General features: G+C 70.8%; 23 protein-coding genes. 7 read left to right on the top strand and 16 right to left on the bottom strand.

The genetic code is table 11. The features are described from left to right. Positions 1-18 precede the first annotated feature (18 nt). The 7 genes from BDK92_RS03455 to BDK92_RS03425 form a co-directional block, all read right to left on the bottom strand. Positions 19-1,041, bottom strand: a complete 1,023-nt coding sequence (locus BDK92_RS03455; protein ID WP_121154509.1) for a sensor histidine kinase — start codon at positions 1,039-1,041, stop codon at positions 19-21. Continuing rightward, positions 1,034-1,729 carry a response regulator transcription factor gene (locus BDK92_RS03450; protein WP_121154507.1) on the bottom strand — a complete coding sequence of 232 codons (696 nt, stop codon included), beginning with the start codon at positions 1,727-1,729 and terminating at the stop codon, positions 1,034-1,036. Before BDK92_RS03450 ends, BDK92_RS03455 begins: the two co-directional genes overlap by 8 nt. Before the next feature lie 138 nt (positions 1,730-1,867). Next, complete coding sequence (locus BDK92_RS03445) at positions 1,868-3,505, bottom strand: ABC transporter permease (protein ID WP_211349045.1); 1,638 nt, start codon at positions 3,503-3,505, stop codon at positions 1,868-1,870. Beyond that, the gene (locus BDK92_RS03440; protein WP_246016767.1) at positions 3,502-4,392 is read right to left on the bottom strand and encodes an ABC transporter ATP-binding protein; all 891 of its coding nucleotides are present in this window, start codon (positions 4,390-4,392) and stop codon (positions 3,502-3,504) included. The genes BDK92_RS03445 and BDK92_RS03440 overlap by 4 nt, the downstream gene beginning before the upstream one ends. 158 nt (positions 4,393-4,550) lie before the next feature. Beyond that, entirely contained in the window at positions 4,551-4,937 is a 387-nt protein-coding gene (locus BDK92_RS03435) for a winged helix-turn-helix transcriptional regulator (protein WP_121154503.1), read from the bottom strand. 161 nt (positions 4,938-5,098) lie between these two features. After that, on the bottom strand, positions 5,099-7,264 hold the full coding sequence (locus BDK92_RS03430; protein WP_121154501.1) for an MMPL family transporter: 2,166 nt from the start codon (positions 7,262-7,264) through the stop codon (positions 5,099-5,101). A gap of 1 nt (position 7,265) precedes the next feature. Beyond that, complete coding sequence (locus BDK92_RS03425) at positions 7,266-7,814, bottom strand: TetR/AcrR family transcriptional regulator (protein WP_170208465.1); 549 nt, start codon at positions 7,812-7,814, stop codon at positions 7,266-7,268. Between the two features lie 373 nt (positions 7,815-8,187). Here BDK92_RS03425 and BDK92_RS03420 point away from each other — a divergent pair, with 373 nt between their 5' ends. Both BDK92_RS03420 and BDK92_RS40970 read left to right on the top strand, forming a co-directional pair. Further along, positions 8,188-8,973 (top strand): PepSY-associated TM helix domain-containing protein, encoded by a 786-nt coding sequence (locus tag BDK92_RS03420; protein ID WP_342775802.1) that lies wholly within the window; start codon positions 8,188-8,190, stop codon positions 8,971-8,973. Continuing rightward, the gene (locus BDK92_RS40970) at positions 8,970-9,353 is read left to right on the top strand and encodes a PepSY domain-containing protein (protein ID WP_342775801.1); all 384 of its coding nucleotides are present in this window, start codon (positions 8,970-8,972) and stop codon (positions 9,351-9,353) included. Before BDK92_RS03420 ends, BDK92_RS40970 begins: the two co-directional genes overlap by 4 nt. 129 nt (positions 9,354-9,482) lie before the next feature. Here the strand turns inward: BDK92_RS40970 and BDK92_RS03415 are convergent, their stop codons facing one another. The 5 genes from BDK92_RS03415 to BDK92_RS03395 all read right to left on the bottom strand — a co-directional run bounded on the left by BDK92_RS03415 (position 9,483) and on the right by BDK92_RS03395 (position 13,979). Continuing rightward, on the bottom strand, positions 9,483-10,802 hold the full coding sequence (locus tag BDK92_RS03415) for a hypothetical protein (RefSeq protein WP_121154497.1): 1,320 nt from the start codon (positions 10,800-10,802) through the stop codon (positions 9,483-9,485). Next, positions 10,799-11,611, bottom strand: a complete 813-nt coding sequence (locus BDK92_RS03410; RefSeq protein WP_211349043.1) for an ATP-binding cassette domain-containing protein — start codon at positions 11,609-11,611, stop codon at positions 10,799-10,801. Before BDK92_RS03410 ends, BDK92_RS03415 begins: the two co-directional genes overlap by 4 nt. 9 nt (positions 11,612-11,620) lie before the next feature. Continuing rightward, entirely contained in the window at positions 11,621-12,436 is an 816-nt protein-coding gene (locus tag BDK92_RS03405) for a zf-HC2 domain-containing protein (protein WP_121154493.1), read from the bottom strand. After that, entirely contained in the window at positions 12,433-12,951 is a 519-nt protein-coding gene (locus tag BDK92_RS03400) for an RNA polymerase sigma factor (RefSeq protein WP_246017474.1), read from the bottom strand. Before BDK92_RS03400 ends, BDK92_RS03405 begins: the two co-directional genes overlap by 4 nt. A gap of 200 nt (positions 12,952-13,151) precedes the next feature. Continuing rightward, the gene (locus BDK92_RS03395; RefSeq protein WP_121154489.1) at positions 13,152-13,979 is read right to left on the bottom strand and encodes a helix-turn-helix transcriptional regulator; all 828 of its coding nucleotides are present in this window, start codon (positions 13,977-13,979) and stop codon (positions 13,152-13,154) included. Between the two features lie 183 nt (positions 13,980-14,162). On the opposite strand from BDK92_RS03395, the gene BDK92_RS03390 reads away from it, so the two are divergent. Continuing rightward, entirely contained in the window at positions 14,163-15,572 is a 1,410-nt protein-coding gene (locus BDK92_RS03390; RefSeq protein ID WP_121161571.1) for an aldehyde dehydrogenase family protein, read from the top strand. Between the two features lie 132 nt (positions 15,573-15,704). Here the strand turns inward: BDK92_RS03390 and BDK92_RS03385 are convergent, their stop codons facing one another. Genes BDK92_RS03385 through BDK92_RS03375 form a run of 3 tightly spaced genes read right to left on the bottom strand, consistent with a single transcriptional unit; the run spans position 15,705 to position 17,299 of the window. Continuing rightward, positions 15,705-16,223, bottom strand: a complete 519-nt coding sequence (locus BDK92_RS03385) for an aspartate carbamoyltransferase (RefSeq protein ID WP_121154487.1) — start codon at positions 16,221-16,223, stop codon at positions 15,705-15,707. Further along, entirely contained in the window at positions 16,210-16,647 is a 438-nt protein-coding gene (locus BDK92_RS03380) for a MarR family winged helix-turn-helix transcriptional regulator (protein ID WP_121154485.1), read from the bottom strand. The genes BDK92_RS03385 and BDK92_RS03380 overlap by 14 nt, the downstream gene beginning before the upstream one ends. A 49-nt stretch (positions 16,648-16,696) precedes the next feature. Beyond that, positions 16,697-17,299: a TetR/AcrR family transcriptional regulator gene (locus BDK92_RS03375; RefSeq protein WP_121154483.1), complete on the bottom strand. Its 603-nt coding sequence runs from the start codon at positions 17,297-17,299 to the stop codon at positions 16,697-16,699. Positions 17,300-17,393: 94 nt separating this feature from the next. On the opposite strand from BDK92_RS03375, the gene BDK92_RS03370 reads away from it, so the two are divergent. Together BDK92_RS03370 and BDK92_RS03365 are read left to right on the top strand one after the other, a co-directional pair. Continuing rightward, the gene (locus BDK92_RS03370; RefSeq protein WP_211349041.1) at positions 17,394-18,782 is read left to right on the top strand and encodes an MFS transporter; all 1,389 of its coding nucleotides are present in this window, start codon (positions 17,394-17,396) and stop codon (positions 18,780-18,782) included. Between the two features lie 81 nt (positions 18,783-18,863). Further along, positions 18,864-20,198: a GNAT family N-acetyltransferase gene (locus BDK92_RS03365; RefSeq protein WP_121154479.1), complete on the top strand. Its 1,335-nt coding sequence runs from the start codon at positions 18,864-18,866 to the stop codon at positions 20,196-20,198. A 133-nt stretch (positions 20,199-20,331) separates the two neighbouring features. Here BDK92_RS03365 and BDK92_RS03360 read toward each other — a convergent pair whose 3' ends face one another. After that, positions 20,332-20,946 carry a TetR/AcrR family transcriptional regulator gene (locus BDK92_RS03360; protein ID WP_121154477.1) on the bottom strand — a complete coding sequence of 205 codons (615 nt, stop codon included), beginning with the start codon at positions 20,944-20,946 and terminating at the stop codon, positions 20,332-20,334. Between the two features lie 225 nt (positions 20,947-21,171). Here BDK92_RS03360 and BDK92_RS03355 point away from each other — a divergent pair, with 225 nt between their 5' ends. Both BDK92_RS03355 and BDK92_RS03350 read left to right on the top strand, forming a co-directional pair. After that, positions 21,172-21,744, top strand: coding sequence for a TetR/AcrR family transcriptional regulator (locus BDK92_RS03355; protein WP_121154475.1), 573 nt, complete (start codon positions 21,172-21,174; stop codon positions 21,742-21,744). A 71-nt stretch (positions 21,745-21,815) separates the two neighbouring features. Next, on the top strand, positions 21,816-22,799 hold the full coding sequence (locus BDK92_RS03350; protein WP_121154473.1) for a zinc-dependent alcohol dehydrogenase family protein: 984 nt from the start codon (positions 21,816-21,818) through the stop codon (positions 22,797-22,799). The last annotated feature ends 24 nt before the right edge of the window (positions 22,800-22,823 follow it).

Genomic DNA, 22,823 nt, shown 5'->3' with positions numbered 1-22,823 from the left:
CACCCGGTTTCCCACGGATCAGGCAGCCGACAGTCGGACGACAAATCGGCACCCGTCGGAGGTGTTGTGCACCTCCACCCGACCACCGTGCGCCTCGACCAACCCGTGCACGATCGCCAGCCCGAGTCCCCCCGAGGCTCCGGCGCCCCCGTTCGCCTGACGGGGAGTGCGTGCGGGCTCGCCCCGGAACGCCATCTCGAACAGGCGGGGCAGATCCGCTGGCGGAATTCCCCCGCAGGTGTCGGAGACGGACAACCAGGCGGAATCGCGTTCGCGCCCCGCCTCGATCCGGACCGTACCGTCCTCCGGCGTGTAACGGACCGCGTTCACCAGGAGATTGCCCACCACCCGGGCCAGTTCCGGTTCGCTGGCCGACACGGTCGGCCAGCCCGCCTCGGTGGCGACCAGCCGGATCCGCCGCGCGGCGGCCAGCGGCGCGGCACTGGCCAGCGCATCCGAGACGACTTCGCCGAGCGGGACGGCGGTCAGTGAGAGCGCGAGCGCCCCGGCGTTGATCCGGGACAGCTCGAACAGGTCGTCGACGAGCCGGGTCATCCGGTCCGTCTCGGTCCGGATCCGTCGGTGGTACTCCCCGGTCGTTTCCGGGTCGCTGACGACCCCGTCCTCCAGCGCCTCCGCCATCGCCCGCAACCCGGCGAGGGGGGTGCGCAGGTCGTGCGAGACCCAGGCGACGAGGTCCCGGCGCCCCTTTTCGAGATGCCGCTCCCGACCTCGGGCCTGGTCCGCCCAGACCGCCGCAGCCGCAAGTCTCCGCCCGAAATGCCAACCCATGGCGAGGCTCACCGTCGCTGCCGCCGCGACGGTGATCAGGACCACCTGCAGATCGTGCGGGGACAGGAACATCGCGACCGCGACCGCGACCACACCGACGACGACCGCGACCACGGTCACGGCGAGCAGCACACAGAGGTGCACGGTGATCGAACTGCGCCGGAGCAGGCGGAGCAACAGTGCACCGGCGGAGCCGACGACAACCGCCGCGCCGAGGGCGATCACGAAGATCAGCGCGAGGTCACGCATCCGCTGGCTCGTAGCGGTAGCCGACACCCCACACCGTGACGATGCGGCGCGGCACCGCCGGATCAGCCTCGATCTTCTCCCGTAGCCGCCGCACGTGCACGGTGACGGTCGAATGGTCACCGAAGTTCCAGCCCCAGACCCGCTCCAGCAGTTCGGCCCGGGTGAACACCTGGGACGGGTGCCGCATGAAGTGCGCGAGCAGGTCGAACTCTCGCAGGGTCAAGGCCATCTCGGTATCGTCCACCCGGGCCACCCGGGGGCCGGTCCGCAGAACCAGGCCGCCGTCGGTCAGGACCTCGGGCCGACCGGGGTCCGGGCCGCCGCCGGCACGACGGAGCACGGACTGCACGCGGAGCACCAGCTCGCGCGGCGAGAACGGCTTGGTCAGGTAGTCGTCCGCGCCGAGCTGAAGGCCGAGGATCCGATCGGCTTCGTCGCCGAGCGCGGTCAACATGACGATGGGCAGGGCGTCCGGCCGTTCCCGCAGTTCGCGACAGACCTGCAGCCCGCTCACCCTGGGCAGCATCAGATCGAGTACGACCAGATGTGGTGCCTGCCGCGCGACGGCGGCCAGGGCGGCGGCACCGTCTCCTACGTGGCTGACCTGGTATCCGGCGTGCTCCAGGTAGCGGCAGATCACGTCGCTGACGGTACGGTCGTCATCGACCACAAGCACCCGTTGCGTCACTAATGATCTCCGTCTGGGCTGGTCGGACCAACGTTGCTCGTCGCCATCGGTCCAGCCTAGCCACAGTCCGGAGCGACCAGGGGTGGCGAATTCTTGCGAGGTGCTTACGGCGGGTTCGCACCGTCGCCGACCATCGGCTCATCCTCGTAGGTCTCGGTGTTGGTAGCCGAGTACGCCAAGGGTGGCGAGCGCGGTGGCGGTGAGGAGCATCCCGGTGGTTCCTGGCCAGTTGGGTGCCACATCCGGGACGGAGGCGAGGTGGGCGAACGGCGACACCGTGCCCATCCAGTCCGGCGTTCCGGTGCTGTCGACGATCACCTGGAGGAGAAATCCACCTGCGGCGGGTAGGGAGCCGATGAGCGCGACGGCGCGGGGTAGCCAGCCGACGGCGAAGATGGCCGCGCCCACGCAGAGGCCGGCTACCGGAAGGACGTTGAAGGCTCCCGCGAGTGCCGCGTCCACCCCTAGTGGTGCGCCGACGGTGGACGCCCCCGTCCACGTCACGAGTCCTGCGGCGGCGGTGAGTATCACCGCACCGGATACCGTGACGGCGGCCTCGGCGGCGAGTAGTACCAGCCGGGTGACAGGTTGGGCGTACAGCGGGGTGAGCCGGCGGTTGGTTTCGTCGTCGACGGTCGCGGCCATGCGTACGGCGGTGAAGATTCCGACGGGGATGGCGAGCAGTCCGAACATCGCCGCCGCGTATCCCTCGACCGAGCCGAGTCCGGCGAACCCGGCTTGCGTGGCGAGGTCGGCGAACTGTCTGTTGTCGGCGAGGAAATCGGTCATGGAGACCGCGAGGAGTCCGATGAGCAGGTAGTAGGCGCCGATGCCGAGGGCCCAGCCGGTGAGGGGGCACAGCAGGCGCCGGATGGCGAACGCCGGTATCGAGCCGAGTAGGGCCGCCCGCGGGGCGCGGCCCGTCCGGGGAGCGAGCCAGCCGCCCCGGAGATCGCGGTCTCCGGTGGTCGCGGGGATGGCGGCGAGCAGTGCGAACGCGGCCAGGGCCAGCACCGCCAGTGGCAGGATTCGGTTGGCCTCGTACGGCCGGGAGAGCGCGATGAGCCCGAACGGGGACAGCCAACGCAGCCAACCGAACGCGTCGACGCCGTCACCGACCATCCGGTTGAGTAGCCCGGCGCCCACCAGCGCGACCGTGGCCCCGCTCGCCGCGCTTCGGGTTGGCAGGATCTGCGCGGCGAGGGTTCCGGCGGCGGCGAAGAACACGCCGACCAGTGCGACACCGGCCCCGTGAGGCAGGGCTCCGGTCGCCGGGGTGCCTGCGGCTGTGAGCGCGGCTGTCGTGGCGAGTCCGGCGAGCATCGGGACGGTGGCAACCACCCCGGCGTGGCGCATCACGGTGCTGGACAGGGAGATCCGACCGGCTAACAGCAGGTCCCAGTGGCCGGCGTCCTCCTCGCCCCGGGTCACCCGCGTCGAGGCGAGGAGAGCCCATACTCCGACCAGAACGGCGAGGACGGTGCCGGTGCGCCATACGGTGAAACCGCCCGCACTGTGCAGGGCGACCGGTTCACCGAACAACGTACGGATGGCCGGATTTTCGGCCAGTGCGGCGAGGGAGGCGCTGTCCATGGCGTCGCCGACGGTGCCGGCGTACGTGCTTGCGACCATGGCTGACGTGCCGGCCATGAGCAGTATCACGATGCCGGCGCTGCGCCGTACCTGCCGGATTGCCAGCCAGGTCACCGAGCGCCCGGCGGCGGGACGTACGGTGACCGGCGGCACCCGCGCGGCCCGTGTGTCGACGGCGTTCACCGGGATACCTCGTTGTAGTAGTCGAGGAAGATCTCTTCGAGCGTCGGTTCATGAACTTCCAGGGCTGTCACGTCCGCATTGGCCAGGGCCCGGAGCGCGGGTGCTGGCGGGCCGGTGAGGGTGAAGCGCAGCCGGGCCGGTCCGACCACCTCGACTGTCTCGACGCCGGGTACCCCGGCCAACCGTGGGGCCGTGCCGGCGAAGGTGACCTCGACCTGGCTGCGGTGCAGCCGCCGCAGGTCGGCGACGTCAGCGATTTCCACGAGCCGGCCGGCGCGCAGGATCGCCACCCGGTCACAGACGGCCTCGACCTCGGCGAGCTGGTGGGAGCTGAGGAACACCGTCTGTCCCCGCTCGCGGGCCTGCCCTACCGTGCGTTGAAACTCCCGTTCCATCAGCGGGTCCAGGCCGCTGGTCGGCTCGTCCAGCACCAACAGCGGTGCGCGGGTGGCGAACGCGGCGACCAGTGCCACCTTCTGCCGGTTGCCGGTCGAGTACGTCCGGCCGGGTTTCGACAGGTCCAGCGCGAACCTCTCGACCAGTTCGTCGCGGTATTCGTGATCGAAACCGGGGCCGGTGCGTCCCAGTAGTTCGAGGGTTTCCGCGCCGGTCAGCCCTGGCCAGAGCGCCACGTCTGCGGGTACGTACGCCAACGACTGGTGTGCGACGCGCACGTTTCGTGAGTCGGTGTCGAAGATGCGGGCCGACCCTGCGGTCGGGCGGGCCATGCCGAGCAGGAGCCGGATGGTGGTGGACTTGCCTGCACCGTTGGGACCGAGGAATCCGAACACCGACCCGGCGGGCACGGTGAGGTTGAGCGCATCGAGCGCGAGGATTCGGCCGTAGCGCTTGCTGAGACCTTCGGTGCGAATGGCGGACGTGTCCACGGGAGCTCTCCTCGGTCGACGCGACAGTGCGACTGCCGACCAGACTTCCCGGCGCTCCACCACGGAGCGTACGCCCGTAGGGCACCGATAGGAAGGTGTGGAAACGACCACGCCCAGCAGCGGCGCTACCTGGAGAGACGCGTCTTCGAACGTGGACCCTAGCGGGCGTCGAAGGCGGTCCGTGAGTCCTGGATACCGGCGGCGTTGTCCACCGCCCATCGGGCGAGGTTCTGTGCGACGGCGAGAAGGCTGAGGCCGCGCGGTGTGAGCGCGTAGTCAACTCGGAGGGGTTTGGTGTCCCGGAGCGTACGGGTGACCAGACCGTCCCGCTCCAGCCCCTGGAGCGTGGCGCTCAACATGCGTTGGGTGATGGGCTCGCTCAGTCGGCGAAGCTCGTTGAACCGCTTCGTGGTGTGGCCCAGTTGGCAGATGATGACCACCGACCATTTGTCGCCGATCCGCTCGAGTACGTCCCGAACCAGTTCCCGCCCCTGTCCGCACAATGCCGGGGCGGTGTCGTCCACGGGTGGGATCGGATGTGCCATAGCTGGGAGTATACGAGGCGTACCTGGTACCCGATCGGTTTCGTTTGCTGGGCGACCCGTTGGGTGGCATGAGCGCGACCGGCCGGGGCACCGAGAGCGGCCTGTTTGCGGACGCCTCGGGCCCCGGCCGGTACTGCGCCGATTGCCGTCGTCGTGCGGGGTCAGACGCTCACGGTCTCCCGCTGCGGCTCCACGGTGAGCTGCTTGCGTAGCCCCTCGCCCTCGATGTCGACGTTCGGCAGGGCCTTGTGCAGCCAGGCTGGCAGCCACCACGCGGCGTGGCCGAGCAGTGAGATCACCGCGGGCACGATCGTCATCCGGACGATGAAGGCGTCGATGGCGACGCCGAGTGCCAGCGCGAAGCCCATGCTCTTGATCACCGGGTCGTCGACCAGAACGAAGCCCGCGAACACCGACGTCATGATGAGGGCGGCGGCGGTGACGACGCGGGCGCCGTGGCCCGTGCCGTTGATCGTGGCCTGGCGCGGGGTGTCGCCGTGTACGAAGTCCTCGCGCATCCGGGAGACCAGGAAAACCTCGTAGTCCATGGCGAGGCCGAACAGGATGCCGATGAGCAGGATCGGCAGGAAGCTGACCAGCGGCCCCGGGGTGTCTACGCCGAGCAGGCCGGCCAGGTGGCCCTCCTGGAACACGGCGACGGTGATGCCGAAGGTGGCGCCGACGGTGAGCAGGAAGCCCAGCGCCGCCTTGATCGGCACGAGGATCGATCGGAACACCAGCATGAGCAGCAGCACCGAGAGGCCGACGACGAGCAGCAGGTACCAGGGCATGGCGTCGGAGAGCTTCTCGGAGACGTCGATGCCGATGGCCGTCTGACCGGTGAGTGCGATGTTGGCGCCGTCGACCGTACCGGCCTTCTTCCGGACGGCGTGCACCAGCGTCTCGGTGGCCGTGTCGGTGGGGCCGGTGGTGGGGATGACCGCGAGCAGGGCGGTCTTCTGGTCCTGACTGAGGTTCGGCGGAGTGACCGCGAGCAGGTTCTCCGTACCCTGTAGCGCGGTGGTGACCTGCTGCGCCGCGGTCGCGGTGGCGGCGGGACTGTCGCTCGACACGACGAGGATGAGGCGGCCGTTGAAGCCGGCGCCGAAGCCCTCCCTGGTGAGGTCGGCGGCGTCGCGGGCCGGGGTGCCGACCGGCGCGGCGGTCGCGTCGGGCAGGCCCAGCCGCATGTCGGCCGCGGGCAGCGCGAGGGCACCGAGGCCGAGGATCGCGACCAGGATCACCGGTACGCGCAGCTTGATGACGAGTCGCGCCCAGCGGAACCCGAAGCCCTCCGTGTACGCCGCGGCGATGCCGGCGCGGCGCTGGGCACGGGAGAGCACCTTGCGGCCGGCGAAGCCGAGCAGTGCGGGCAGCAGCGTGATCGCGACGAGGACGGCGACCGCGACCGTGCCCGCAGCGGCGAGGCCCATGGTGGTGAGGAACGGGATGCTCACCACGGCCAGCCCGGCGAGGGCGATGACCACGGTCACGCCGGCGAAGACGACGGCGGAGCCGGCGGTGCCGACAGCGCGGCCGGCCGCCTCCTCGGGCTCGTGGCCATCGAGCAGGTTCTGCCGGTAGCGGGAGCTGATGAACAGCGCGTAGTCGATACCGACGGCCAGGCCGAGCATCAGGGCGAGGACCGGAGCGGTACTGGTCAGCGACACCACGCCGCTGAGCGCGTACAGGCCGGCCATGCCGGCCCCGACGCCGATCAGCGCGGTCAGCATGGTCATGCCGGCGGCGACGAGCGAGCCGAAGGTGATGAGCAGAACGACGAGCGCGACGACGACGCCGAGACCCTCGGTGCTGCCGATTTCCGGCTGGGCGGACATCACCTCCCCGCCGTGCTCGACGCGCAGCCCGGCGGCCCGTGCGGCGGCACCGCTCTCCTCGTACGCGGTGCGCTGCGGCTCGGTGACGCCGTCGGCCCGCTCGGCGAACTGCACCTGGACCAGCCCGTAGCGCCCATCGACCGAGACGGACCTCGCGTCGAACGGGCTGACCGCGCCGACCACGCCGGACAGCCGTCCGGCCTCGGTGACCAGGTCGTCGATGACGGAGCGGTAGTCGGTCAGCTGCCGTCCTTCCGGCGCGGCCAGCACGATCGCTCCGGTAGCCCCGGACGCCTCCGGGAACTCGCGGGCGAGGGCGTCGAGGGCGCGCTGCGACTCGGTGCCGGGGATGGAGATCTTGTCGGATGTCTCGCCCATGAACGCGGCGGCCGAGCCACCCAGCGCGGCGAGCACGACGAGCCAGAGCACGACGACGAGCCGGCGGCGGCGGAACGAGGCCCGGCCGAGCCGGTAGAGGATGGTTGCCATGTCAGCTTTCTTGTCGGGTTCGGGGTCGGAGCACCCGCTCGGCCACTGTGGTGAGTGCGTCGCGGAGGTCGATGCCGTCGGGGTCGGCGTGTTCGATGACGACGGTGCAGATCCCGCTGAGGACGACCCGCGCGGCGATGTCGTCGACCGGGTCGGGGGAGTGACCGGCGAACGCGCGTACCAGGCGTTCCGATAGGGCGTCGATGCCGGCGAACCGGGGGATCTCGGTGGCCTGCAGGCTGTCGTAGACGAGGGTGACCTGCCGGCGGTACCGGAGCACCAGGTCGACGAAGCCGTCGACGGCCGCGGCACGGGCGCTTTCACCGTCGAGTGTGGCAAGACGCGTGTCCAGGGCCCGCAACTCCTGGATGGCGGGCTCGACGAGCGCCGCGAGTAGCGCGTCCTTACTGGAGAAGTGGTAGAGCAGCGTTGCCTTCGAGCAGCCCACCGCCACCGCGATGTCGTGCAGGGACGTGCCCTTGTAGCCCGCTCGCGCGAACAGCCTGGCGGCCTCGGAGAGGATGTCCTCCCGGGTGTGGTTGCGCGTCACTGCACGATCACCTCCGTCCGCGTCAGTATGCCTGACCGATCGGTCAGGCACATCGGGACGGTTCGCCCACGATCCAAGGGAAGCCCGGCCGGGGCGGGTCGGGCCAGGTGGCAGGGGTTCCCGGGAGCGCTGGTGATCCCGGCGTGGCCTCAGTCGCGCGGTCGCCGGGACTGGCGCCGGCGCGATGACGGGAGAGGGTTCCGTCGGCTACGGAGAGGCCGGGAACTTCCGTGCGGCAGACATCGACTACTTGAACGGACGCCGGTAGCCGTCTGCATCCGGCGAGGTCACGGCAGACGGGGATCTGCGGGCGCCGCCTTGACCAGGATCAGAGACCGGTGTACGAGGCCGCGCGAGTTCGATCGGGGAGCCGATGTCCATCACCTCCGCCCAGGCCGAGCAGCCTCGGCAAGCGCCGTCGCCCGTCGCCTCGGACGAGCCGGTTGCGGCGCGCCGGTCCTCCGGGCTGGGCGCGTTGCTGCTGCGGTTGCATTTCTACGCCGGTGTGCTGGTGGCGCCGTTCCTCGTCGTGGCGGCGTTGACCGGGTTGGCGTACACGCTCACCCCACAGCTCGACGCGATCATCTACGACACCGAGTTGCGGGCCGAGCCCAACGGCCAACCGGTCCGGCCCCTGGCGGAGCAGGTGGCCGCCGCCAGGGCGACCCATCCTGACGGCACGCTCTCGTACGTCGCCGTCGGAGCGTCTGACGCCACCACCCAGGTGGTGTTCACCTCCCCGGAACTCGGGGAGAAGCAGCACAGCGTGTACGTCGACCCGTACACGGCGCAGGTGAAGGGGCAGCTGACGACCTGGTTCGGGTACACACCGGTGCGGACCTGGCTGGACGACCTGCACCGCAATCTGCATCTGGGTGTGGCGGGGCGGCACTATTCGGAGTTGGCGGCGAGTTGGCTGTGGGTGATCGCCCTCGGTGGGTTGGCGTTGTGGTGGCGCCGCCAGCGGGGTGTCACGGGGAGGGTGCGCCGGTTGGTGCTGCCGGATCTCGCCGCCCGCAAGGGTGTGCGGCGTACCCGTGGCTGGCACGCCAGCACCGGGGTGTGGCTTGTGGTCGGTCTGTTGTTCCTGTCCGCGACGGGGTTGACCTGGTCGCGGCCCGCAGCGACTTCGCCGACTGGCCGCTGCTGGCGAAGGTGAGCAGTCTGGGTGTCAGTGCGCACATGGCGATCCTGTTCGGCCCGGCGAACCAGATCCTGTTGGCCGCACTCGCGCTCGGACTGCTCTGTGTGATCGTGTGGGGTTACCGGATGTGGTGGCAGCGCCGGCCGACCCGTGCCGACCGGCGGGCTGTTGTCGGTGCGCCGCCGGTCTCCCGGGGTGCCTGGCGGAAGCTTCCAACCTGGGTGTTCGCCGTCGGTGTGCCCGTGGTCTTCGCGATCGGCTGGGTGCTGCCGCTGTTCGGTGTTCCGTTGCTCGCGTTCCTCGTCGTCGACTTGATCATCGGCGCGGTCGGCCGGCCGCCACGGGGCATCGCCGGGTTCATTCGCGACCACCGCGACCGGCTTCCCAGCGCCTGACCCAGCGCCTGACCCGGTGCCCGATCCGGCAGGGCCGTTCGGTGGGATCCCACCGAACGGCCCTGCCGGCCCACCGAGACCGGGTCGCGGCACCCATCCCGAGGGTCGAGCGTGAGCCTCGGCGCGGCCTCAGGGAGTGGTGAGCACGTCGTACAGGTCCGGCCGGCACTCAAGGGCGGCCTCGCGCATGGCGGCCACCCGGGCCACCTGCGCGTCCACGGGCAGCGTGCGCAGGGTGGCCAACGCCCGGTCGGCCAGCTCGCGGACCGGCGTCCAGGTGAGTTCCGGCGCGGCGTCCGCGCCCCGCAGCCAGAGTCCGGCGGCGACGCGGGCAGCGTCGATGCGGGTCCACGCGTCGGTGTCGTCGTCGGCGGCGCCACATGCCCAGGTGCCGGCGCCGTCGAGGATCGCCTCCTCGACCGAGCCCGGACCGCTGCTGATCGTCCCGTCGCTGAACACCGTCATGCTCAGGTGGACCGTGTCACGGCGCTGTTCGACGTCGGTCCCGTACCGGCCGGTCTCCTGGACGACCGAGGTCGGCGGGTGCGGCAGCCGGCCCAGTACGGTCAGCGCCCGCCGAGCCGGTTCGACGAGCTGCGGCAGGACCGGTTCGTACAGCCGGGTGACGCACACCCGTGGTTCCCCGTCGGCGCAGACCAGTTCGACCGCGCGCGGATCGTGCGGGGCAGCGCGGTCGAGGGGAGGTAGTACGGACAGGGCGACGGCGAGGCCGACGACGGCTGGCAGCACGGCGAGGAACCTCGTCCGGCGCGTACCGGCGACGAGCAAGATCCAAGCCGTGGTGACAAGAGCCAGGAACCACACCGCCTGCCCCACGTTGGTGCGCCAGTCCGGTGCCGAGTACTCGTCGGTGGGCCCCAGATAGCCGGGGGTCAGCAGCAACGCCGGCGAGCGGGTCCCCTCCCAGAGCAGCTGCGGGCCGATGACCAGCACGAGCCCACCGACCACCAGCAGCGGCGCGGTCAGCGGCGACGGCATCAGCCGGCCGAGCCAGAGGCCGAGCACCCCGGCCGCCGCGAGGCCGAGGGCGCCGACCAGGACCGGCCAGTACCAACCCGAAGGCTGGTACGAGGCGGTCAGCGCGGCGCGGCCAAGCCCGTCGAGCAGGCCCAGCGTGTACCCGCCGACGAGGCAGCCCACGAGGACCACCACCCCGGGGGCCATCCGGCCGGCACCGGGGCGCGGTGTCGACGTCACCAGCTCGGTCATCCGCGCCGAGTGGTCGCGCCGCCCCTGCCAGGCGCCGGCAGCCAGGGCCAACGGCCACAACATCCACAGGTTGCCGTGGTGCGCGACAGCCGTCGCCATCCACAGTCCATCCCAGCGCTCGGGGTCCGCCGCCAGGGCCCAGGCGAGGAGAGCGGCGAGTAGACCGACCCACGGCGCGGCCGAGCGGCGCAGCTCGATCCAGGCGATCCGGTGGCTCATGACCGACCACCCTGCTCGCGGTGGCGCCCCATCAGCACCGAGTACCCGCGTTCCATCTCACTGTCGCCGCTGGCCTCGGGTTCCGCACCGGCGGCGCGGGTCAGGTCGGCGGGCACCCCCTGGAAGACCAACCGGCCCTCGTGCAGCAGCACCACGCCGGTGCACGCCGCCGCCACATCCTCCACCAGGTGCGTGGCCACCACGACGCAGCTGTCCCGGCCGAGGTCGCGCAGCATCGCTCGAACACTCATCCGCTGTTCCGGATCGAGGCCGACGGTCGGCTCGTCCAGCAGCAGGAGGCTCGGTTCGCTCACGATCGCCTGTGCGATACCGACGCGGCGCAGCATGCCACCCGACAGGGACCGCATGATGCTGCCGGCCCGCGAGGTGAGCCCCACCCGGTCGATCGCCCGTTGCACCGCGTCCGGTACGTCGCGCGGCGCCATCTCCTTCAGCCACGCGACGTACTCGAGGAACTCCCGGACGGTGAATCGGCGGTAGTACCCGAAGTCCTGCGGCAGGTACCCGAGTGCGCGCCGGACCGACCGCAGGTCCCCGCCGCGATGGACGGGCTGCCCGAGGATCTCCAGCCGACCTGATGCTGGCGGCAGCACGGTGGCGAGCGCCCGGATCAGCGTCGTCTTGCCGGCCCCGTTGGGCCCGAGCAGCCCGTGCACGCCGATCCCCAGCGCGAGATCGAGTCCCTCGACGGCGGTATGTCGCCCGGCCCGAAGGCGCAGCTCCTGCGCCTGGACCGGCCAGGCGTACGTCGTCGGCGCTGTTTCGTCGGGGCTCACTGTGCGTACCACGTGATCTCCTTATCGATGGCTGGCGTCGCGCTGGAAGGCGCCGCGCCAGAGCAGGACGGCACCGACGGCGAGCACGGCACAGGCCGCCCAGACCGGGGTGCTGCGGGGGTCGAGGGCGACCGGCATCCGCGACCGGACCAGGCTCGGCGCCACCACAGCGCCGAGCCACCCGACGGTGACGGCGGCGGCCGCCCGGCCGACTCCGATGAACGCGCCGAGCGCGAGCGCGCCGACCACGAACACGAGGCTCGGCAGCAGCCAGCGCACCGGCGCCGCGCCGACCACCGCCCCGGCCGCCGCGAGCGGCGGCATGACGACGAGGAGCGCCGCGAGGGTACGGCGCAACGCCAGGCCGAGCCCGGCGCGCGGGGTGCAGGCGACCAACTCGTACGCGGGGTCGAGGGAGCGGGTCCACGACGCCGCCACACCGAGCATCGGGACCACCGGTGCGATGAGCAGCAGCAGCGATGGCCTGGTCTGCCCGACCCGTGCCGCGGCCAGGTCGAGCAGCATCGCCGCGAGGAGGGCGGCCACCGTCATCGCCAGCCAGGCGGGCGCCGAGGGGGCCGCCCAGCGCAGCAGCGCCGGCCACCGGCGGCGCCGAGGCGAGGGCTCGGCCCGCACCGCGGGCGCCACCGAGGCGAACACGGTGTCGACAACGGCCGCGACGGCGGGGGACTGCGCGCGTACCGCCTCACCGAGCCGGTGCCGACAACCGGCACAGCCCTCCAGGTGCACCTCCAACGCCCAGACGGCGTCCACCGGCAGATCGTCACCGGTCGCGTACCGGGCAAGGAGCCCGGGTGGGGCGTGGCCGGCGGTCATGACAACACCTCCCGCAGCAGCGCCCGGGCCCGCCGGGCGCGCGTCTTGACCGTGCCTTCCGGCACCCCGAGCAGCGCCGATGTCTCGCTTACCGAGAGTTCGTCGAGCACCATGGCCTGCACCACCTCCCGAAGTTCCGGCGCGAGATCACGCACCGCGCTGGCGACCGGGTCGTCCATGAGCCGACCCACGACCTCGTCCTCCGCGCCCGGAACGGTCAGGACGGCCATGGGTAGACCGGTGGGCGGAGGTAACCGCCGGGCCCGCGACCGGTACGCGTCGACGAGGCGCCGCGCCGCGATGGTCCACAGCCAGCCAGCGGCGCTACCCCCGGCGTACGACCCCGCGTATCCGGCCGCCGCGCGCCACACCGCCAGGTACGCGTCCTGCATCACCTCGGCCACCACGTCGTCGTCGGCACACCGCCGACGCAGTCGTACGGCGAGCCACGGAGCGGTACGGCGGTAGAACTCGTCGAACGCGGCATCGTCACCCCGGGCGATGCGGCGCACCAGCGTCTCATCGTCGGGCTGGGGTGCCCCCGCCGTGTCACGTCCACTCACATCCGGCTAGACGACCGGCGCCCCGCTCCAGGTTCTCCATCGGGAGTGACGTGCGTCTCAAACCGCTGGTACGGCCGGTGCCGTGTACCGAGAGGCGTACGTTCGGCAGGTTCCGGAGCCGGGCGGGACTAGCGGCGTGGGCCGCGCTCCGTTCAGGCGGACGGGTGTACGGCGGCCAGGTAGGCGAGCGCCTCGGCGCTGCGGCTGCCCGGTTCCGGCGTGCCGACGAGCAGTTGCTGACCGGGAGCGTCGCGGACATCGAAGGTCTGGTACGTGAGCTCGATCCGCCCGGCGTCCGGATGGTGGAAGACCTTGAACAGGCGGGTCAGGCCGCGTACGGTCTGGTCGGCCCACAGGGAGCGGAACTCCGGCGAGGCCTGCCGCAGGTCGGCGACGAGCGCCTGGATCTCCAGGTCGTCGGGGAAGAGCCCGGCGTTGAGGCGCAGGGCGTGCACGGTGTTCTCCGTCAGGGTCGGCCAGTCCAGGAAGACGGAGCGTGCCTTCGGGTGCTGGAACAGCACCCGCACCATGTTGGTGTTGGTCGTGCCCGCGAACGGGGCGAGCAGCGCCGCCGCGACGCTGTTGGTGGCGAGCACGTCGAATGCGGGATTGAGCACGTAGGCGGCCGAGGCGGGGAAGGCGTCCAGCAGTTGCAGTAGCGCGGGGTGGACCAGGTCACGGGAACTGTCCGGGCCCAGCCTGGGATTCAGCCCGGCGAGCCGGAAGAGGTGGCCTCGCGCGTCCGGGGCGAGCCGCAGGGTCCGTCCGATCGCCTCGAGTATCTGCGGCGACGGGTGGCGCTCCCGGCCCTGTTCGAGGCGGGCGTAGTAGTCGACGCTCACCCCGGCCAGCACGGCGATCTCCTCGCGGCGCAGCCCGGGCACCCGACGGTCGCCGCCCCCGCGGAGCCCGACATCCTGGGGTTCGACCTGGGCGCGGTGGGCCCGGAGGAACTCCCCAAGAGCATTGCCGCTGCGCATGTCAACCAGCCTAGAGTCCCTGGTCGCAGGCGTGCCAGGGTGCCGTGCTCCCCGGAAGACGCGGCCTTCTCGGGCCGGGCGAAGAGCGCGAGGGTGGATTCGGGGACGAGATGTCGTCGCCGCACCCACCCTCACTGGAGTCCTTCCATGTCGCAGTTGTCGACCGGTACCACCAACTTGACCATGACGATCGGCGGGGCCGCGGTCTCCGGCGGGTCGTCGTTCGACGTGATCAACCCTGCCGACCAGTCCGTTGTCGGGTCCGCCCCCGAATGCACCCGAGCGGAACTCGACACCGCCGTGGCCGCCGCCCGCGCCGCCGCGCCCGCCTGGGCCGCCGTCCCCTTCGAACAGCGGCAGAAGCTGTTGCTCCAGATGGCCGACGTGGTGGACGCCCACCTCGTCGAGCTGGGCCGGCTCGTCACCGCCGAGCAGGGCAAGGCGCTGGCGGTGGCGACGGCCGAGGTGGCCGGGTTGAGCTACTGGCTGCGCGAGACCGCCGCCCTGACCCTGCCCGAAGCGGTGAACGAGGACAGCGCCGAGCGCCTGTCGGTGACCCGGCGGGTGCCGCTGGGAGTGGTCGCCGCGATCACGCCGTGGAACTACCCGATCGGGCAACTCTCCTTCAAGCTCGGGCCGGCACTGCTGGCCGGCAACACCGTGGTGGTGAAACCCTCGACGTTCACCCCGCTCTCCACCCTGCGGCTCGGCGAGTTGCTGCGCGACGTACTGCCGGCCGGCGTGGTCAACGTCGTCTCGGGAAGCGGCGACCTGGGCTCCTGGCTCAGCGGACACCCCGGCATCGACAAGGTCAGCTTCACCGGCTCCACCCAGACCGGTCGCGCGGTCATGGCCGGCGCGGCACCGACCCTGACCCGAGTCACCCTTGAGCTGGGCGGGAACGACCCGGCCATCGTGCTGCCCGACGTGGATGTGCCGAGCATGGCGGAGCAGCTGTTCTGGGCGGCATTCAGCAACACCGGCCAGATCTGCCTGGCCGCCAAGCGGGTCTACATCCACGCCGACATCTACGAGGAACTCACCCGGGCCCTCGCCGCGTACGCCGCCACGGTCCGGATCGGTGATCCGATGGAGGAGGGCACTCAACTCGGCCCGATCTCCAACCGTCGGCAGTACGAGACCGTGCTCGACCTGATCGAGGACTGCCGACGACAGGGGTACACGTTCCTGACCGGCGGAACGCCCGAGCCGGGCCCGGGCTTCTTCGTTCCCGTGACGCTGGTCGACAATCCGCCGGAGGAGTCCCGGATCGTACGTGAGGAGCAGTTCGGCCCCGTCCTGCCGTTGCTGCGCTTCGATGATGTCGACGATGTCGTGACCCGGGCGAACGCCGGCGAGTACGCCCTCGGCGCCTCCGTCTGGTCGGCCGATCCCGACGCCGCGCTCGCCGTCGCCCGCCGGCTCGACGCCGGCACCGTCTGGGTCAACGAGATCATGCACCTCACCCCGCAGGTGGCCTTCGGCGGCCGCAAGCAGTCCGGCATCGGCGTGGAGAGCGGCCACGACGGGCTGATCGAGTTCACCGAGGAGCAGACCATCACCGTCCGGCACCACACCGCACCAGCCGCCTGACCGACAGTGGCCGGGGGCGGCGACCCCGACCCCTGTCGCGGCTTCCGTCCACCGAAAGTGCGTCGCCACCCGGCGTGACCTGCCGCGCCGGGTGGCGTGCGGTCGGGTCTGGGGCCCCTCTGATTTTGGTGTCTAGCGGGTGGCGTGCTGGCCGTGGTCGCTGACTTGGGCGTCGAACCAGTGGTGCAGGGCGTTGCGAAGCTCGGCGTCGCTGGTGGTGTAGGTGACGCGTCCCCCGTCGGGGGTGGGTTCGTAGTCGATGGTGATCCGCCCGCCGTGGGCACGTAGCGCTTCGAGGCCGGGCATCTCGTTGCCGTGGATGCGGCCGGGGTCGGTGAAGTCGCCGCGCCGGAAGCGGTCCACCTCCGCGGCGAGGTGTTGCCGGATGAGGGTTACCTGGGCGGTGTCCTGAGGGGCGTCTGCGACCACGGTCTGCACGCCGCCGGTGTCGGTTCTGGTGAACTGGTGGGTGGTGCGTTCCAGGTCGAATGGCATGACGGAGGCGCCCCGCTCGGCGACCTCGGCCTGTCGGCCGGAGGTCGCGGGTGTTGGCATCGACGCCGCCGGGTTGTCGGCGCAGCCGCTGCTCAGCGCGGCGGCGGCGACCAGGAGCAGGGCTCGACGGGTCCGGGAGCTGTCAAGACGGTTCAACAGTGGCCTCCGCGAGGATCTGAAGCGCGCGCACCACCGCGGCGCGTTGGTCATCGGGTACGCGATCGAGGAGGGCGGTGAGCCGGTTCCGGCGGGCGTCGGCCTGCCGGGCGGCAGCGGTGGCGCCTGCGTCGGTGAGCACCAGCAGAACGCCGCGGCCATCACCGTCGGCCGCCTCCCGGTACAACCAACCACGGCTGACCAGGTTGGTGACCAGGCGGCTGACGGTGCTCTTCTCCAACCGCAACCGGCGGGCCAGCTCGACCTGGCGGATCCGCCCCTCGCGGGCGATCTCCACCATGGCGTGCGCCTCGGAGACCGGTAGCGGCTGCCCGCACGGGGTGCGGTCGGGCTGGTGGAGGCCGAAGTTGCGGACGAACCGCATCAGGGCCTCCTGTGCGGCGTCGACCTCCCCACTCTGCATGGTTCGACCGTACAACCAGATGGTTCGACCATGCAACCACCTTGTAGGTTCAGTCAGTGCCGAGGGTGGCAGGTGGGACCGCGCAGACAGCCAAGGCCATCTCAGCGACGAAACGTGGCGCATCGGTCGGATCGAGCCGTCCGGCCACCACGTCCGTGGCCGCGCCGTGCAGGATGTGGTGCAGGACGCTGGCGAGCAGGTCGGCCGGAATGTCGACCCGGAACACGCGTTCGGCCTGGCCGCGGCGGATCAGGTCATGAACCCGCTGCTCGGGTTTGGCGTGCAGTTCCTGAACGCGGCCGGATGGCAGCGCCGTCTGTGCCGCCTGTAGGACCGAGGCCGCCTGGGCGATCAGCAGCCAGCCGGATTCCACGAGTGCCCGTAGCCCGTCGCGGGGGTCGCCGGTGAGGTCGACGGCCTTCAGTACCTCATTCCCTTGGGCGAGCAGTCGGATTAACGCGGCTTCGACCAGGGCCTCTCGGGACGGGAAGTGCCCGTACAGGGTCACCCTGCCGACCCCTGCCTCCCGCGCGATGTCGTTCATGCTCGCCTCGGCGTTGCGCCCGAGGCAGGCGACGGCCGCTTGCACGATCTTTTCGGCGTTCTGCCGCGCGTCCGCCCGGCGTCCAGATCGGGCAGGGGAGTGAGACATGCAACTTCCTTAAGTCAAACACTGGATGTACGAGTTACAGTACCCCCGACATAAGTTGAACACCCGTTGTATGACTTAGTTCGGAGGCGAACTCGTGTCCGAGTCCATGACCGCAACCACTCCGACCCGTAGCCCTGATCCGCGACGCTGGCGGATCCTGGGGCTGGTCGGCGTCGCGCAACTCATGCTCATCCTTGATGTGACCGTCGTGGCGATCGCTCTGCCGCACATGGGCGCAGACCTCGACTTGCGGCGGGAAACCCTCACCTGGGTGGTCAGCGGCTACACCCTCGCGTTCGGTGGGCTACTGCTGCTCGGAGGTCGCGCCGCCGACCTGTTCGGAGCCCGCCGGCTCGTCCTGGCCGGTCTGCTGCTGTTCGCGGCGGCATCCTTGACCGCGGGACTGGCCACCTCTGGACCGATGCTCCTGTCCGGTCGGGTCGCGCAGGGCATGGCCGCCGCCATGTTGTCCCCGGCGGCACTGTCGCTCATCGTCACGATCTTCGACGGCGACGAACGCAACCGTGCCCTCGGCATCTGGTCCGCGCTGGGCGGCAGCGGCGCCGCACTCGGCGTCCTGCTCGGCGGAGTCCTCACCGCCGGACCAGGTTGGACATGGATCTTCTTCATCAACGTCCCGGTCGGTCTGGTGCTGCTGTTCGCGCTCCGCTCGTACCTGCCGGCGCAGCCGGCGGTCGCGACCAGGGCCGCCCTCGATGTTCCCGGCGCGGCCCTGGTGACCGCTGCGACAGCGACCCTGATCTACGCGCTCATCAGGGCCGGAGACCACGGCTGGTTCACCTGGACCACCGCCGCGCTACTGGCGACATCGGCGGTCCTGTACGCCGGGTTCATGGCGCGTCAGCGCCTGGCCGCAAATCCGCTCATGAACGTGCGGCTGCTGACCCGCAGGCCCGTGGCGACCGGCACCTTGCTGATCCTCGTTGCCACCGCACTCATGATCATGATGTTCTTCCTCGGCACGTTCGCCCTACAGGAACACTATGGCTACGGCGCACTGACCGCGGGCCTGCTCTTCCTGCCCATCGCGCTCTCCACCATGCTCGGCGCCAATGCGGCGGGGCGCGTCATCGGCCGCACCGGACCCCGCACCCTGGCGGTGGCCGGGCTGCTCGTTGCCGCCGCCGGCCTGGCCATCCCCGCGATCTGGGATGGGGCCGCCCCCATGGTGGTCGGCATGACGGTCGCGGCTGCCGGCACCGGGTCCCTGTTCGTCGTCGCCTCCGCCACCGCACTGGGACAGGTGGCCGCACACGAAGCTGGCCTCGCCTCCGGAATCGTCAGCACCTTCCACGAATTCGGTGCCTCACTCGGCGCAGCCGTCGCCTCCAGTGTCGCCGCCGTCAGCCTCGCCGGCACCGGCACCGACGGCTTCGCCCGCGGCTTCACGACCGGCGCGGTCGTCGCCGTGGTTGCCGCCGCCGCCGCACTCGCCATCACACCGAATTCCCGCTCCAGGTAAGCAGCCGACCCCCGGCCTGCCGACGACGGCTCGACGCTCAGATCAAGGACTCCGGCCGCCACGCCACCTAGGAGACAAGGTATGACAAGGGAAAACGACCGCTACGTGATCCGGCCGGGCCGAGCCTGCGACGCCGTCGAACTCGCTCGCCTGCACGCATCGGTCCAGCTTCAGACGGTGACCAACGGGCAACCGCACCCCGGCATCGCCGCGTGGGTCGAAGACCTGCTGGACGGCCATCCCTCGGTCGCGCCCGACGATTTCCTGGTCGCCGAGGACTCCGCCACCGGCCGGCCGGTGGCCAGCCTCGTGGGGCTGCGGCAGGACTGGTGCCTGGCCGGAGTCCGACTGCCGGTAGCCCAGGTAGAACTGGTCGGCACCGCGTCGGAGCACCGCGGGAACCGGCTCACCGAACGGCTGTTCGCCGCGCTGCACCAGCGGTACGCGGTCGACGGTGTGCCGGTCCAGATCATCGAGGGAATCCCGTACTTCTACCGGCGGCTCGGCTACGACTACGCCCTGGCCAACGACGGTGCCGCGTTGGTACCGGTCACCGCGCTGCCGGCCATCGGGCAGGACCGGTCGGACGGCTCCTCCAGCGGCCCGATGGTCCGCCCCGCCACCGTCGCGGACGCGGACGCCCTGGCCGACATCGATCAGCGGCTCGCTGACGTAAATGCCCTGGTCTGCGCGAGGGACGCCGAGGTGTGGCGGTACGAGATCGCCGGGCGCCGTCCGGCGGATATCGCCCGGCGGGAGGTCGCCGTCCTGGTGCACGGCGCCGACGTGCGGGGCTACCTGGTTCACGGTGCCCGGCTCTCCGCCGCCGGCGAACTGATCGTGGTCGCGGCGGCCTGCGAGCGACCGGCCGACTGGCCGCAGGCCGCCGCCGCCATGCACGCACACCTGAACCAGGTCGGCCGGCAGTACGAGGCATCGGCGGACAGGCCGTTCGCGGCGGTCCGCCCCATCCTCGACCCGAACCACCCGCTGGCCCGCCTCGGCCCGCCCGGGGTAGTGAAGCGGCCCAGAGGGTGGTACGTCCGCACCGGCAACCCGGTCGACCTGCTCGCCCGGCTACAACCGCTGCTGCGAAATCGCTGGCACACAGCCGAACTGCGATGGCCCGAGCCAGCGCTGACCATCGACACGTACGGCCACGCCGCCCGGCTGGAGTTCACCGACGGTGAGCTGACCGCAGTGACGGCCATACCCGGCGCCGTCAGCCCGTCCACCGACCCACGTACCCACGCCGCCATCCCGCCCGGCGCTCTGCTCCAGCTCAGTATCGGCCACCGCACCCTGCCCGAAGTACTGGGCAACTGGCCGGACTGTCTCCTACGCGACCGCTTCACCGAACACTTCCTCACAGCGGCGTTTCCCCACGTGCCGGTCCGGGTCTGGCCCCGCAACTGACCGAACGGACGAGGTGCGGCCGCGCCAGTGTGTCGCCCGAGGGAGGGACGCGCCTTCGGTACGGCATCGCCGGTGGTGGCGCGAGGCCCTGGTGAGCGAAGGAGCCGATCGCCGGACCGTTCACCGGGAGGGGCTAGGAGAGCGCCGCCTGCTGGTCCTGGCCACCGTCTACCGACTCGTCGTCCGGTGTCAGTAGTGCTTTGACCGCTTCGGTGAGGATGCGTCGGCGGTGCGCTCGGGAGACCTTCGCGAACTGGTCCTTCAGCTCAGGGAACACGGATGCCCACAGGAACGACAGGTGCAGTACGAGGTTCAGCAGGTCGGCCGGTCGGTACCGGGCCGGCAGGGTCCCGTCCTCCTGGGCTCGGCGGATCTGCTGGAGTTCGTCGCGGATGGTGTCCGACAGCACTTTGATCTGTTCGGGTTCGCCCGGCCGCTCAAGGCGGTACCAGGTGGCGAGCCGGGCGATCCGGGGATCGTCCTCGTAGCGGTCGAACAGCCGCCCCGCGTAGCCGGGTAGGTCGTTCACGTCGATCGGCACCTCGCCCGCCGTCCGCCTCACGATCGCGTCCAGCACGGCGTCGAACAGCCGCTCCTTGCTGCCGAAGTAGTGGTAGATCTGCGCTTTGTTGCTCTTCGCGGCCGTGGCGATCCGGTCCACCCGGGCCCCTGCGATTCCGTACGCCGAAAACTCGTCCGCAGCCGCGGCGAGGAGCCGCTGCTGGGTCGCCTGCGCGTCTCGAATCATCCGGGCAGCCTAGCCGACTAACTGGATAGATGGAGGTGTTGATCAAACCATGTCGAGGTGGCCCGGTGCGACCGGCCAGACGCACCAGGAACAGACCTTGACGCGCCTCCAGCCGCAGCCGACCGGGTGGGTCGGGCCGGTGGCTGGAGGCTTCTGGTTTCGTGGCGGCGGCCACGTTGTCGCCCTTAATCGAACGGACTAGTCTGTTCGATTAAGGGAGGGGTCATGGCCACGAGAACGAGGAAGACCAACACCGAGGAGCGCATCCTGCGCACCGCAGGGGAGCTGTTCTACGCAAACGGGCTGCGGGGCGTCGGTATCGATCAGGTCATCGCCGAGTCCGGGGTGGCCAAGTCGACGCTGTACGTACATTTCCGTACCAAGGACGAGTTGGTCGCCGCCTACCTGCGGCGGACCGACGACTCATGGATGGCCCAACTGCAGGCAGCCGCGGCGCGCTCCGGTGACCGGCCGGCGGACCAACTGGTCGGGCTCTTCGACGCGCTCCTGGACGCCTTCGACCGGCACGGCTTTTTCGGTTGCCCCTTCGTCAGCGCGGCGGTCGAGGCACCGTTGGACTCGGAGGCCCGTGCGATCACCATTCGTCACGTCGAGCGCCGGCAGGCGTGGCTCACGGAGTTGACCAGGCGAACCGGCACGGCCGACCCGGTCGCACTCGCCCGGCAGATAGGGCTCCTGATCGACGGCGCGTTGGCCTCCGGTCGGCTGCTGCAGGACCGGGCGGTGGTGGACGAGGCGAAGGCTGCCGTCCGGTCGTTGGTCACCCAGGCGTCCTGACCCCGAGCGTCCCCGGCACGGCTCAATACCCGTAGATCGACCATTCAGAACTCGAAGAAGAGGTAAGCGCCATGCGCGGCGTACTGCTCAGGGAATTCGGCGGCCCGCTGGTCCTGGAGGAGATCGAGAAACCCGCACCCGGCCCCGGACAGGTACTGGTTCGGGTAGCTGCCAGCGGTGTCAACCCGCTGGACACCAAGATCCGCGCGGGAAAGGCCGCACACGCGCGGAGCCAACTGCCGGCCGTACTCGGCATGGACCTGGCCGGTGTCGTGGCGGAGGTCGGCCCGGAGGTCACCGGCTTCGCTCGCGGTGACGAGGTGTACGGGCTGACTGGCGGCATCGGTGATCTTCAGGGATCGCTGGCCGAGTACGTGGCCGTCGACGCCCGGTTGCTCGCGCCCAAACCGGAGTCGCTGAGCCTGCGGGAGGCCGCTGTTGCGCCACTCGCCGTTATCACCAGCTGGGAGGCGCTGGTGGACCGGGCGCAGGTGGGCGCCGGGCAGCGGGTGCTGGTCCACGGCGGGGCCGGCGGGGTCGGACAGATGGCCGTCCAGATCGCCCGCGCCCGGGGAGCCGAGGTCTTCGCCACCGGATCGACCCGGAACCTGGAGACCATCACGAGCCTCGGGGCCATTCCGATCGACTACACCACCACCCCGGTCGAGGACTACGTCGCCGAGCACACCGGCGGCGAGGGGTTCGACGTCGTCTTCGACACCATCGGTGGTGCCACCCTCGACCTGTCCTTCACCGCAGTCCGCACCTACACCGGCCACGTCGTCAGCGCGCTCGGCTGGGGCACCCACAGCCTCGCGCCGCTGTCGTTCCGTGGCGCCAGCTACTCCGGCGTCTTCACCCTGCTGCCGATGCTGACCGGTCGGGGACGCGAGCACCACGGGGAGATTCTGCGCAAGGCCGGTGCCCTGGCTGACGCGGGTGGGCTGAAGCCTCTCCTCGACCCCCGGCGGTTCACTCTGGCCACCGTCGCCGACGCGCACGCCGTCGTGGCGAACGGCACCAGTACCGGAAAGGTCGTGATCGACGTGGCGTGATGCGGGTCCTCGCCTCGGTGGTCC

Origin of the sequence: Micromonospora pisi (genome assembly GCF_003633685.1) — a bacterium.
Taxonomy (GTDB): domain Bacteria; phylum Actinomycetota; class Actinomycetes; order Mycobacteriales; family Micromonosporaceae; genus Micromonospora_G; species Micromonospora_G pisi.
The sequence above is the reverse complement of the archived record's forward strand: the minus strand, read 5'-3'. Positions and strand labels throughout refer to the sequence as shown.